This is a genomic window from uncultured Ruminococcus sp. (assembly GCF_946415235.1).
Taxonomy (GTDB): Bacteria; Bacillota; Clostridia; order Oscillospirales; family Ruminococcaceae; genus Ruminococcus.
The window spans coordinates 1-12,565 of sequence record NZ_CAMKRR010000085.1 but is presented as its reverse complement, the minus strand read 5'-3'; the positions used below and the strand labels follow the sequence as shown (position 1 = coordinate 12,565).

The following is a 12,565-nucleotide window of genomic DNA, read 5'->3' as shown; positions in this document are numbered from 1 at the left end:
TCTCGGCAGTTGTCTGGTATCTGTCCTCGGGAGCCTTTTCCATAGCTCTGAGAACGATCTCCTCAAGACCATCGGGGATATCGGGATTGATAGCTCTCGGGCGCTCGGGGATATCGTGCATATGCATAACAGCTATAGCAACGGGGTTATCGCTGTCAAAGGGCTTTCTTCCCGTGAGCATCTCATACATCATAGCGCCTACGGAGTAGATATCGCTCTTTGCGTCTGTAACGCTACCGCTTGCCTGCTCGGGGCTGATATAGTGAACGCTGCCGATAGCCTGATCAGTAGCTGTTTTGCCTTCCTCACGTGCAAACTTTGCAATGCCGAAGTCCATGACCTTGATAGTGCCGTCAGTGAACATCATGATATTCTGCGGCTTGATATCGCGGTGAACTATGCCCTTGTCATGTGCGTGCTGGAGAGCACGGAGTATCTGTATAACGAAGTGTACGGTATCCTTCCATGTGAGGACCTTTTCCTCCTCGATGTACTCCTTCAGCGTAATACCGTCAATATATTCCATTACGATATACTGTATCTTCTCGGAGAAGCCTACATCGTAGATCTTTACGATATTAGGGTGAGAGAGCACTGCAATAGCCTTAGACTCATTCCTGAAGCGGCGAAGGAACTCCTCGTTCTCAGCGTACTCCTTTTTCAGTATCTTGATGGCTACGGTCTTGTTGTCGATAACATCGACGCCCTTATATACCTCAGCCATGCCTCCGACGCCGATAAGCTCGGTAATTTCATACCTGCCGTCGAGCTTTTTGCCAATATTCTTGTCCATTTCCTTTCCTCCTGCGTTAGTCAGAAATCACCGCAACGGTAACATTGTCGCGGCCGCCCTTGGAGAGCGATAATTTGATTAGTTCGTCTGCAACATCATCAAAATCAGAATTCAGTATGACGTTGTATATTTCATCGTCACTGCAATATCCCGAAAGTCCGTCGGAGCACAGCAGCAGACTGATCTTATCCTCATAGTCAAGCATGAACGTGTCGGTAAGCACCGTTTTTTCGACGCCCACCGCCCTGACGAGCATATGCTTCTGAGGGTGTACCTCCATTTCCTCCTCGGTTATCTTGCCCTGTTCAAAGAGCACCGAGGCGACATTATGATCGGTGGTTATCCTATATAGTCCCGTGTCGGTTATCAGATATGCTCTGCTGTCACCGACATTGGCAATGAAGGCAGTTTTATTGGTGACGAATGCAGCCACACAGGTCGTACCCATGCCGAAGTTCCTGAACTCGAACCTCGCCCGCGTATAGATCACGGAATTGGCTGCCGATACCGAGGAGATAAGGAGCCTGCGGATATCCTCATCACTGAGGCTCTCCTTGTAGTCAGCCGAAAACCGCTGAAAGAATTCTTCCACGGCAAGCTCGCCGGCTTCCTTGCCTGCGCGTTCGCCGCCCATGCCGTCACACACGACGGCGAGTACATTATGGCCGAAATATTCGCATCTGACCGCGTCCTGATTTTCCTCGCGCGCCAGTCCGATATCCGTACCGAAGCGAAACCTCAAGTATCCGCACCCCCATTCTGTTTGCTTTGTTTGTCGGCGTCGCGTCTGAGCTGACCGCACGCCGCTTCGATATCGCTCCCGAGAGTTCTTCTCACGGTCGCATTTATCCCCCGCCTGCCCAGCTGCTTTGCAAACTCAGCAACTCCCGAGCGGGCTGTACGATAATTTCGTTCCCTTACCTTATTGACGGGGATAAGGTTCACATGGCAGTTCATACCGTGCAGCAGCTTAGCCAGCTTGTCGGCGTCTGCCGCAGATGAATTGACATCGTCGATAACGGCGTACTCGAATGTGACGCGCCGTCCCGTCCTGCCGATATAGTATCTGCAAGCTTCTATAAGGCTTGCAAGGTCGTATTTTCTGTTCACGGGCATGATAGCGCTCCTGCCCTCGTTGTCCGCACAGTGGAGCGACACTGAAAGGGTCAGCTGGAGCTTTCTGTCTGCCAGCTCATAGATACGCGGCACTATGCCGCAGGTGGAGAGAGACACGTGACGAAGGCTCATATCATTGCCGTCCTTATGTGACAGCAGCTCAAGGAACTTCATTACGTTATCGAAATTGTCGAGAGGCTCTCCGATGCCCATGAGGACCACTCCCGACACCTTTTTGCCCGAATCGCGCTCAGCCTCGTATATCTGCAAAAGGATCTCCGAGGGAGCAAGGCTCCTGACGTATCCCGCAATGGCGGAGGCGCAGAAATTGCAGCCCATTTTGCAGCCCACCTGAGTTGAAACACATATGCTGTATCCGTAGCTGTATTCCATCAGGACGGTCTCCACAAAATTGCCGTCTGAAAGCCTATAAAGATATTTTACCGTATTATCTATAGCAGATTCAAGCTTTTTCTGTATAAATAGTCCATTTATACAAAATTTTTCTTGTAAAGTATAGCGCAATTGGATAGATATATCAGTCATTTTGTCGAAATCAAGGACCCTTTTTACGTGAAGCCATTGAAATATCTGCTTAGCGCGGAATTTCTTCTCGCCGAGAGCAGCAAGAGCCTCCTCAAGCTCTGCAAGGTCAAGACTGAGGATATCGACTTTTTCCAATTTATCACCTTACTTTTCTGAATTTGGAAATGAAAAATCCGCTGCCGAACTTCGGCGGCATGAGCGTCGCCATAGTGCCGAAGCTCTCACCAAGCATTTCGGGGAGCGGTGCGGCTTCAAGCTCGGGGTGCTCCCGCAGGAGCCTTTCGCAGACCGCCTCGTTCTCGGCTTTTCTCACCGTACAGGTGGAGTAGACGAGAGTGCCGCCTCCTTCGAGATAATTCAGTGCATTGCACACTATCCTGTATTGTATATCGGGGAGCCCCGCAAAATCAGAGATATCCTTGTACTTTATCTCGGGCTTGCTGCCGATGACTCCCAGTCCCGAACACGGGACGTCGCAGAGTATCTTCGTGAATTTCGGCAGCTCGGAGTTAAATACAGTCGCGTCCCCTGCCGCTGCCTTTATATTTGTGAGACCGAGTCTCTCAGCGCCCCTGCGTATGAGCTCCGCACGTTTTTCGTGGAGGTCAAAGGCGTATATCTGTCCCCTGCCGTTCATGAGCTCCGCCATAGTTAAGGTCTTTCCTCCGGGAGCAGCACATATATCAAGGACAGTATCATTTTCATCGGGTGACAGCGCCTGACAGCAAAGCTGTGAGGCAAGCCCCTGAACATGGAAATATCCCTTTTTAAAGGCTTCCGTCGCCGTGACGTCGCCGCTTTCCACGGTGAAGCAGTTCTCGCCGTACCTTTCCGCTTTTATGCCGCCCAGTGCCGCAAGGAGCTCTTCCTCGGTGCAGCGCAGGGGATTTCTGCGGATATATGTCACTGACTTTTCAAGAGAAGCCGCAAGGAAGCTCTCCGCCGCGCCGCTGCCGTAGTCCTCCATGAGACTTTTCACAAGCCCTTCAGGCGCGGAATACTTAACAGACATGGCTTTTGTACTGTCCTTAGGGAGCCTGAGCTCCTTACCGCCGCGGATAAAGTTTCTCAGCACCGCATTCACCATTCCCGACGCGCTTGTTTTGCGGAACTTCTTTGCAAGAGCCACGCTCTCGTTGACAGCCGCATTGTCGGGAACGCTGTCCATGTACATTGTCTGATAAACGCCGCAGCGCAGTATATTCAGCACTATGCTGTCCAGCTTATCTATGGGGCGCGAGCTCAGACCGCCGATGATATGGTCGAGGGTGAGCCTGCGCTCGATAACTCCGTAGTATACAGCCGAGCACAGCTTCCTGCCGCGCTCGTCAAGGTCCGAGCCTTTCAGACCGCTGTCAAGCTGCAAATTTGAATAGCTGCCGCTGCCGAATGTCTTATCCAGAAGCTTTACAGCAAGATACCGCGGGTCTGTCATTATCTTCTTCTTGCAGACGCAAGAAGTCTGAGAAGCTGGATTATAGATGTAACAAGACTTGCAACATAGGTAAGAGCTGCTGCCTTGAGCACCTTCTGAGCCTGAGGTACCTCGGACATTTCGAGTATACCGTCGCGCTCAAGGGTCTTGAGTGCTCTGTCGCTTGCATTGAACTCACAAGGGAGAGTAACTATCTGGAAAACGACTACTGCCGCAAACATTATTATAGAAGCGTACAGAAAGGGCATTCCTGCTCTTGCAGCGATACTGCTTATAAAAACACCTATGAGAAGAACAAAGTACCATAAGCGCGAGCACAGATTTGTTACGGGAACGAGCTTGCTCCTGAGCACGATAGGAGTGTAGTTCTCGGCGTGCTGACAGGCATGGCCGCACTCATGAGCTGCGACTCCGATAGCCGCAACAGACGTCTGACCGTAGCATGAATCCGAAAGTCTTACCACATTTGCCTGCGGGTCAAAGTGATCGCTGAGGTTTCCCGAGATATGCTCGATCTGTATATGGTGAAGTCCGTTTGAATCAAGTATCATTCTTGCCACCTGATCAGCTGTAAGACCTCTTGAATTGCTTACCCTGCTGTACTTGTTGAAGGTCGATGTTACGTTTATCTGCGCGATTATCGGCAGAAGGATCATAATAAGTAAAAGTAAGAGCTGCATATTTTTTCCTCCTTATGCAAGTATCTCTCCCTCTGTGAGCTTTTTGCCCCTGAGGAAGTCCTCTGTGTTCATGCGTTTTTTGCCCTCTGGCTGGACCTCGCGGAATATGACCGCCCGTCCGTCGCCGCACTTCACGGCGAAACGCTTTGTATCTACAACAGCACCGTTCTCGGCGTTGTATGTGCCCTCTGCTATCTCCGAGCGGAACACCTTCAGGCGCTTGCCCTCCAGCATTGCAAAGCCCGTTACTCCGCGTATGGTATTGTGTACCTCCGCAGCCGTTTTGCTGAAATCAAGAGCGCTCATCTCCTTGCGTATCATGGGAGAATAGCAGCTCAGGCTGTCGTCCTGCTTCTCGGGAGAGAGAGTACCCTTTTCAACAGCGGCAACAGTCTCCGCAAGCACCTCTCCGCCCATAGCGGAAAGCCTTGCGTAGAGCTCCTCACAGATCTCGTTCTCGCCTATATCAGTTGCTCTCTTTATGAGCATATCGCCTGTGTCAAGTCCCTCGCTCATCTGCATGGACGTAACGCCCGTTTCCTTTTCGCCGTTGAGGAGCACCCAGTTTATGGGAGCAGCTCCCCTGTATCTCGGCAGGAGCGATGCGTGTATATTGATACAGCCGTACTTCGGCAGCTCCAGTATCTCCTTCGGGAGTATCTGTCCGTAAGCCGTTACGACTATGAGCTCGGGAGCAGCCTCGCGGAGTATCCTCATAGCCTCCTCGGCGGCCTCGCCCTTCCTAAGCGACAAGGGCTGATATACGGGAAGACCGTATTCAAGCGCCGCAGCCTTTACGGGAGTAGGTATCATCTTATAGCCTCTTCCCTTGGGCTTGTCGGGCTGTGTAAACACCGCCGCCACCTCATGTCCGCTCTCTGCAAGAGTACGCAGACAGGGTACTGCGAAATCGGGTGTTCCCATAAAAACTATTTTCATTATTTGCTCTCCTCGGGTACGAAGAATTCCTCAACTATCTCGGTAAATACATGACCGTCAAGGTGGTCGTTCTCATGGCAGGTGCACTGTGCGCCCAGCTCGTTGAAGTCACGCTCGAACCAGTTGCCGTTCCTGTCCTGAGCCTTTAAATGGCAGGACGCGGGACGTGTGACATAGCCCCATACATTCGGGCATGAAAGGCAGCCCTCCTGTACGCGCTGTTTTCCCTCTTTCTTTGTGACCTCGGGATTGATAGCTTCCACTATATCATTTTCTCCAAGATGCATGATGAATATTCTGCGGCAAATGCCTATCTGCGGAGCAGCCAGCCCCACGCCCTCGGCCTTGTTGAGGGTCTCATGCATATCATCAAGGAGCTGTGCGAGCTTCTCGTCAAATTTTTCCACAGGCTTGCAGACCTTATGGAGCATCTCGTCTTTATCAGTCAATATTCTTCTTAAAGCCATTTTACCATATCCTTCTTAACTTCTTATACGCCCACGTCGCCGTTTATATCGGCGTAAAGGGCAATACTTTTCATCTCTTTCAGCTTTGCCGCGTCTGTGAGGACTCCTCTTATAAAGCCTCTCATTTCGGCATTGTTCTTGCATTTCATGATTATCCTGTAGCGGTACTTGCCGTTTATCCTGCCGTATGAGCAGCGGACAGGTCCGAGCACACGCACGGGCGTTTTCGGCTGCAGTTCCCTGAGCTTCTCATTCATTAGCCTCAGCACAGCCTCCGCACCGAGCCTTGCGGATATATCCTCATTTCCCGAAAAGCAGAAAATGCACATATCGCAAAGGGGCGGAAATATCATTGCGCGGCGTATGGCGATCTCTTCATTGTAGAAGCCCTTGTAGTCCTGAGCCGCAGCAAGGTTCATGACATAGTGCTCGGGTATAAAGGTCTGCAATACCGCGCGTCCGCTGCGCTCACCGCGTCCTCCGCGCCCCACAACCTGAGTGATAAGGGAGAAGGTGCGCTCGTAGCTGCGGAAATCACCCGCATACAGCGCCTTATCCACGGAAAGCACTCCCACCAGCGTGACATTGGGGAAATCAAGCCCCTTTCCTATCATCTGAGTACCTATCATTATATCGTATTTCCCCTCACGGAATTCCGTGAAGCTCTTCTCGTAGGAATAGCGTGAAAAAGTAGTATCCGCGTCCATACGCAGTATACGCGCCGTCGGGAAAAATGTGGAGAGCTCCTCCTCCAGCTTCTGTGTGCCGAAGCCCATATTTTTCAGGTGCTTCGAGCCGCAGGACGGGCAGGTATCCACAGGCTCGCTGACGTATCCGCAGTAGTGGCACATCAGCTTGTTGTTCTTCTTGTGGTAGGTAAGAGGTACGGAGCAGTTAGGGCAGTACACGGGCTGATAGCAGTCGCAGCAGCTTATAATGGTATGATAGCCGCGCCTGTTGAGCAGAAGTATGGACTGCTCTCCCTTTTTCAGGTTGGCGCTTATCTCCTCAGCCAGCTTGCGGCTGAATTCCGTGCGGTTGCCTGCTTCGCGCTCAAGGTTCATATCTATTATGCTTACCTCGGGAAGCGGAGCATTGCCGTATCTCTCCTTCATTTCGATAAGCCTGTACGCTCCCCTTTCGGCGAGGTAATAGCTCTCTATGGAAGGCGTTGCCGAAGCCAGCAGGAGGGACGCATTGTGGTACGCACAGCGCTGCTTGGCAATGTCATGGGTGTGATATCTCGGGGAGCTGTCGGATTTGTACGAACGCTCTCCCTCCTCATCTATAATAATGAGGCCAATATTTCCGAGGGGAGCAAAAACCGCGCTCCTCGTACCTATTACTATATCCGCGTCACCGCGTTTTATCCTCTTGTATTCGTCAAGTCTCTGACCGAGGGAAAGACCGCTGTGTATCACGGCAACTCTCTCGCCGAAAAGCGAGCGGAAGCGTCTGAGAGTCTGGGGAGTAAGTCCTATTTCGGGAATGAGGAGCATTGCCTGCCTTCCCATTTTAACGGTATCGTCTATGAGCTTTTCAAAAACAGAGGTCTTGCCGCTTCCCGTAACGCCGTGAAGCAGGAATACCGCAGGCTTTTTCCCGCGGAGCTGTGCAAGGACAGTGTCTCTTGCGCTCTGCTGTTCCTCCGAAAGGACTAAATCCTCGGGACTTCTCTTCTCGTCGGAGAGGTCCTCCACCCTTCTGAGCACCTCGGCTTCGTATTCCTCAGCCGCGCCGTTTGTACAGAGCCGCTTTATGACAGAATCCGTGATACCGCACATATAAGCAGTCTCCCTGACTGCCGCCGTACCGTACTCACCGAGGAAATCCGCTGCCTGCTTCTGCTTCGGCGTAAGGTCAAAGCTCTCGGGAGAAGTGATATACCTGTCCGTAAGGCGGACCATTCTCACTGCCGCGTCGCCCACATTCTGCCTGAACACGTTGTCCGATTCAAGTGCGCCTGCGTCGCAGAGCTCGTCTGTGAGCCGCCTTCCGTTATCAATGATATGCTCCTCTGCCAGTCTGTTCAGCTCCTTGCTGTCCGCAGCACATGAAAGCGTTTGCAGCAGCTCGGCAGCTCCGGGGCTGAGAGAAGCAATATCCGTGAAATTCTTAACAATCCTGAATGTTTCTTTTGCACTTACGCTCATGGCAGGCGGAAGCATAGTTTTCACCGCATCAAAGTAAGTGCAGAAAGTATTCTCGCGCAGATAGAAGGCAAGTCTGAGAAGCTCCGCGGAAATAACAGGCTCTTCATCCACAAGCGAAACAAGGGATTTCAGACCTTTTGCATCACCGTCGGAAAGCTTCATAACGACGCCTATCCTTCGCGTATTGCCCTTGCCGAAGGGCACGAGCACCCTGCAGCCGCAGGCGGTCTTTGCCGCCAGCTTTTCGGGAACAGCATAGCTGAACAGCATATCAAAGGAATAGGCTGTTCCGCTTACCGCAGTCTCCGCTATAAGGGGCATTATTCGCTGATCGGCTGAGCTGCTGTGTTCACGATCTTGCACTTGCCGCTTGCAAGCTCCTCAACAGCTGTCTTTACGGGCTTCTCCTCAAGGGTCTCGCCTTTCTCGTAAAGCTCCTCCGAGATCTGTCTTGCGCGCTTTGCAACAGCGATAACGAGCGAATAACAGCTCTCATTCTTTGTGATGATCTGATTTACTGCTGGTCTAAGCATTTTTCAACACCTCTTCTATAATATCTCCCGAGAAGTCCACCTTAAGCTGTTCTCCGCGTATTACGGCGAAGAAGTCGCTTACTGCGTCCTCAAGGGCGTCATTGACTATAACATAATCGTATTTCTCGGCCTGAGATATCTCCCATGCAGCCTTTGAAACACGTTCCTCTATGACCTCATCGGTCTCTGTGCCGCGCTTTTTAAGTCTGCGGCGAAGCTCTCCGATTGAAGGAGGCACGACGAATATGAACACAGCGTCGGGACGTTTTTCGCGTATCTTCATAGCGCCCTGCGGCTCTATTTCGAGGATCACGTTGAGTCCACGTTCAAGTCTGCCGTCGACCTCGCTTACGAGAGTGCCGTAAAGGTTCTGACAGTACTCCGCGTGTTCTATGAACTTTCCGTCGGCAATGCGCTGCTCGAAGTCCTCACGGGTAAGGAAGTGATAATTCACACCGTCCTTTTCGCCCTCTCTGGGAGCTCTTGTGGTAGCTGAAACTGATACCGCGAACCTCTCGTCCTTGAGTATCTCCTCCAGCATTGTGCCCTTTCCGCAGCCCGATGGCGCAGAAAAGACTATAAGTCTGCCTTTATTCATTGTCGTCCGCTCCTCCCGAGCCGTTTATTCTTGCAGCAAGAGTTTCCGTGATGAGTGACGACAGGATAATATGTCCGCTGTCCATCACAAGGACTGCTCTTGTTTTTCTTCCGTATGTGGCGTCAATGGCTCTGCCGTCGTCACGGGCTTCCTGAACGAGCCTTTTTATGGGAGCTGATTCGGGGCTCACCACCGTGACTATCCTTTCGGCTGAGACCATATTGCCGTATCCTATATTTATAAGCTTCATGACGTATTACTCGATATTCTGTATCTGCTCGCGTATCTTCTCGATCTCTGCCTTCATGTCCACAACGACCTTTGTTACGTTGAGGTCCTGAGCCTTGGAGCCGATAGTATTTACCTCGCGGTTCATTTCCTGTACGATAAAATCCAGCTTTCTGCCCACAGCGTCGTCGCCTGCCAGCATAGTCTCCAGCTGAGCGATATGGCTCCTCAGGCGGACAGTTTCCTCGTCAACAGCGATCTTTTCGGCAAAAACGGCAGCCTCGGTAAGCACTCTCTGCTCGTCCACCTCTCTGCCCTCAAGGACCTCGCTGAGCTTTTTGTAGAGCCTGTTCCTGTAATTCTCAACAGTCTTTGGAGAAAGCTCCTCCACCTTGCCCACCATAGCAAGTATGCCCTCAGCCTTTTCTGTTATGTCAGCCTTAAGGCGCTCGCCCTCGACCTGTCTCATTTCCACAAATCTTCCGATAGCCTCAAGAGCCACCTTTGAAACGTCCTCCCACACCTGTTCCTCGTCGTCGGGAGTTTTCTGTATATTGAATATATCGGGAAGCTTCATCAGCTTTGAGAGCGTGATGTCGTCCTCGACTCCGAGCTCGTCCGCAATGCTTCTGAGAGCGTTCACATAGCCCTCTGCCGCACCCTTGTTCACAGCGATCTCGGTATCTCTGCCTTCGATGTTGTTTATAGTTACGGCGATCTCCACTTTTCCGCGGGATATGCCTGTTTTAAGCAAAGCCTTGAGCTTTTCGTCTATATAGCTGTAAGTCCTCGGCACTCTTGACGAGTACTCGTAATATCTATGATTAACGGAGCGTATCTCCACGAGGATATCTCTTCCGTTCAATATCTGCTGGGCTCTTCCGTAGCCTGTCATACTTCTAAGCACCTTATCGCCTGCTTTCCTGTAATTGAATTAAGTATATTTTTCCGCATAAAAATGCTATTATAATATTATAACATCATTTGCGTAAAAATGCAAGCTTTTTCTGAAAATATTGGGGTATGACACACTTTTGCGGACATAAAAAAGCTGCACAGCATAGCCGTGCAGCTTTAATTATGATCTGTTAACGATTAAGCGTTAGGATCGAGAGTAGAGATCTTCTTAAGGAGATACTCCTGGATGCGGAGAGCATCGTTTGAAGTAAGGCCCTTGCTGCTGATATCAACGTCAGCATTGATCTTGCCCTGCTCTGTGATAGCCTTAGAGTCTGAACCGCCAACGCCGTACTTGTTCGGGTTAGCAAGTGACTGCATGATAAGAACAGCATCAGCCATATCTACATCGCCGTCGCAGTTAGCGTCGCCCCACTTAGTAACCTTGATATCGTCACCCTTCTTAGTGGTTGTTGTAGATGTAGTTGTCTTCTCCTCATCCTTCTTGGATGTTGTAGAAGTTGTGGTTGTTGTGGATGTAGTAGTAGTAGTAGTAGTAGTAGTTGTTGTTGTTGTTGTGGTAGTATTTGTCTCGCCGCCATTATCAGGTGTAACCTCAGGGAAGAGGAGAGCCATTGTACCGTAAGCAACAACTGCATCACCAGCGTGCCAGAATCTGTGATACTGGAACTGATAGTCAGCAACGTCAACCTTGCCGTCACCGTTGTTATCTGTACCATTACCCTCGTAGTACTTCTTGCACTCCTGCCACATCTTATCATCCTCGTAGCTCTTACGGATAGATGAGAATGTAGCGCCGGGCTCAAGCTTAGAACCGTCAGGCATTTCGCCGCTGTAGTAATCAGGAATATAAACCTTCTCCTCGAATACTCTCTTGAGGCTTGGGTTGCAGTCTGTGAATGTGAGACCGATATCGTCACGACCCTCGTTGTACTGAGCCGAGAGAAGCTTGTTAGCAAGGCGGAGAGCCTTTTCAGCTACTGTTGTACCGTCATCGCTGTTAGCGAACTTAGCATCAACATTCTTAGCCTTAGCATAGTAGATAAGAGTATTACAGAGTGAGGATACGCATCCAACGTCTCCCTGACCGTAACCGCCGATCTTGCAGGTAAGCTTCTGGTTGCCGTTCTCGTTATATGTGCCTTCCCAGGTATCAGGTGTGCAGGTGTAGTCTGTATCACTTGAACCCCAGTTAAGAGTTGATGGGATAGCGTAAGTATGTGTAACGCCGTTCTCGTCCTCATAATCGAACTGAGTATTCTTCTCGAACCAAGCGATCCATCTCTCAAGGAGCTTGTCAAGAGCTGTCTCGAGATCGAGTCCGCCGTACTTCTGACCTGACTTGTCGCCGTTTGTTACTACATAGTAGTAGAGCTCTGCAAGACGCTGAGTTGACCATACCTGGTTACCGATCCAGTGGTTTGAACCCGGGTCAGCGTATACAGGATGAGGAACGTAAGCCATATCATAGAATGTAGCGTGGCCTGAAGGATACTCCTCGTAACGGCCTCTCCAGCTGTTTGTACAGCCGCCTGCGAAAGGACCGTCAACTGACTGGAGCCACTGATACATTTCGATCTGTCTCTTGAGAGACTCCTTATAGTCTGAATCAGCATCCTTAGCCTTCATACCTGAGTTGATATCGCTGTCATAGAGAAGAGCGTAAGCAGCAAGAGGATTCTGATAGAACTGATGTGAATGTGAGCAGCCGATCTGCCAAGCCCAGCCGTAATCGCCGTAGCTTGCTTTGAGAGCTCCGCCCCAAGCGGTATACCATGACATGAGGTAGTGCTTGGAGTCCATACCTGCTGAAGAATCAGTGATCTTTGTGTCCTTAGCGATCTTCTTGTAGTACTTATCGAACATATCGTTACGGCACTGGTCACCCATCTTACCTGCGAGAGTAGATACGCTTGAGTCGCCTGCGTTGTACATATTAGCGAAGTGAACAGCCTGGATACAACGGTCCTCAGCGTCAGGAGCGTTTGTGAAGGAGTACTGTGAAGGTACCTTGTCCTTGCCGTTGAAGATAGCCTTGATACCGTTACCGTTATCCTTATCTGTGCTCTTCATACCCCAGAGGAGTTCCTCAAGACAAGGTGCGGGAACAGTCTCGAAACAAGACTCCTGCTCACCTCTCTGGAAGGTATTGATGAATG

13 protein-coding genes are annotated in these 12,565 nt (G+C 50.8%); all 13 read right to left on the bottom strand.

The window, feature by feature from the left end; genetic code table 11:
* A partial coding sequence (locus Q0R37_RS12380; RefSeq protein ID WP_294754787.1) for a protein kinase occupies positions 1-793 on the bottom strand: 793 nt, incomplete at its 3' end.
* Positions 794-809: 16 nt separating this feature from the next.
* Complete coding sequence (locus Q0R37_RS12375; RefSeq protein WP_294754786.1) at positions 810-1,535, bottom strand: Stp1/IreP family PP2C-type Ser/Thr phosphatase; 726 nt, start codon at positions 1,533-1,535, stop codon at positions 810-812.
* On the bottom strand, positions 1,532-2,590 hold the full coding sequence (rlmN, locus tag Q0R37_RS12370) for a 23S rRNA (adenine(2503)-C(2))-methyltransferase RlmN (protein WP_294754785.1): 1,059 nt from the start codon (positions 2,588-2,590) through the stop codon (positions 1,532-1,534). The genes Q0R37_RS12375 and rlmN overlap by 4 nt, the downstream gene beginning before the upstream one ends.
* A gap of 4 nt (positions 2,591-2,594) precedes the next feature.
* Entirely contained in the window at positions 2,595-3,890 is a 1,296-nt protein-coding gene (gene rsmB, locus Q0R37_RS12365; RefSeq protein ID WP_294754784.1) for a 16S rRNA (cytosine(967)-C(5))-methyltransferase RsmB, read from the bottom strand.
* A complete protein-coding gene (locus Q0R37_RS12360) occupies positions 3,890-4,570 on the bottom strand; it encodes a zinc metallopeptidase (protein ID WP_294754783.1) in 681 nt (226 codons plus the stop codon). Before Q0R37_RS12360 ends, rsmB begins: the two co-directional genes overlap by 1 nt.
* 12 nt (positions 4,571-4,582) lie before the next feature.
* Positions 4,583-5,509 carry a methionyl-tRNA formyltransferase gene (gene fmt / locus Q0R37_RS12355; RefSeq protein ID WP_294754782.1) on the bottom strand — a complete coding sequence of 309 codons (927 nt, stop codon included), beginning with the start codon at positions 5,507-5,509 and terminating at the stop codon, positions 4,583-4,585.
* Positions 5,509-5,976, bottom strand: a complete 468-nt coding sequence (gene def, locus Q0R37_RS12350) for a peptide deformylase (RefSeq protein ID WP_294754781.1) — start codon at positions 5,974-5,976, stop codon at positions 5,509-5,511. The genes fmt and def overlap by 1 nt, the downstream gene beginning before the upstream one ends.
* 23 nt (positions 5,977-5,999) lie before the next feature.
* Positions 6,000-8,492 (bottom strand): primosomal protein N', encoded by a 2,493-nt coding sequence (gene priA / locus Q0R37_RS12345; protein WP_294754780.1) that lies wholly within the window; start codon positions 8,490-8,492, stop codon positions 6,000-6,002.
* Positions 8,450-8,662, bottom strand: a complete 213-nt coding sequence (rpoZ, locus tag Q0R37_RS12340) for a DNA-directed RNA polymerase subunit omega (protein WP_294754779.1) — start codon at positions 8,660-8,662, stop codon at positions 8,450-8,452. Before rpoZ ends, priA begins: the two co-directional genes overlap by 43 nt.
* The gene (gmk, locus tag Q0R37_RS12335) at positions 8,655-9,260 is read right to left on the bottom strand and encodes a guanylate kinase (RefSeq protein WP_294754778.1); all 606 of its coding nucleotides are present in this window, start codon (positions 9,258-9,260) and stop codon (positions 8,655-8,657) included. The genes rpoZ and gmk overlap by 8 nt, the downstream gene beginning before the upstream one ends.
* Positions 9,253-9,510, bottom strand: a complete 258-nt coding sequence (locus tag Q0R37_RS12330) for a DUF370 domain-containing protein (RefSeq protein ID WP_294754777.1) — start codon at positions 9,508-9,510, stop codon at positions 9,253-9,255. The genes gmk and Q0R37_RS12330 overlap by 8 nt, the downstream gene beginning before the upstream one ends.
* Before the next feature lie 6 nt (positions 9,511-9,516).
* Positions 9,517-10,395 (bottom strand): YicC/YloC family endoribonuclease, encoded by an 879-nt coding sequence (locus Q0R37_RS12325; protein ID WP_294754776.1) that lies wholly within the window; start codon positions 10,393-10,395, stop codon positions 9,517-9,519.
* Between the two features lie 188 nt (positions 10,396-10,583).
* Positions 10,584-12,565: glycoside hydrolase family 48 protein (locus Q0R37_RS12320; RefSeq protein WP_294754775.1), on the bottom strand; the 1,982-nt coding region annotated here is incomplete at its 5' end.

Excerpts from the sequence above, each read along its gene's own strand:
- rsmB (WP_294754784.1), bottom strand. The coding sequence starts at position 3,890 with ATGACAGACCCGCGGTATCTTGCTGTAAAGCTTCTGGATAAGACATTC.
- Q0R37_RS12360 (WP_294754783.1), bottom strand. The coding sequence starts at position 4,570 with ATGCAGCTCTTACTTTTACTTATTATGATCCTTCTGCCGATAATCGCG.
- fmt (WP_294754782.1), bottom strand. The coding sequence starts at position 5,509 with ATGAAAATAGTTTTTATGGGAACACCCGATTTCGCAGTACCCTGTCTG.
- def (WP_294754781.1), bottom strand. The coding sequence starts at position 5,976 with ATGGCTTTAAGAAGAATATTGACTGATAAAGACGAGATGCTCCATAAG.
- rpoZ (WP_294754779.1), bottom strand. The coding sequence starts at position 8,662 with ATGCTTAGACCAGCAGTAAATCAGATCATCACAAAGAATGAGAGCTGT.
- gmk (WP_294754778.1), bottom strand. The coding sequence starts at position 9,260 with ATGAATAAAGGCAGACTTATAGTCTTTTCTGCGCCATCGGGCTGCGGA.
- Q0R37_RS12330 (WP_294754777.1), bottom strand. The coding sequence starts at position 9,510 with ATGAAGCTTATAAATATAGGATACGGCAATATGGTCTCAGCCGAAAGG.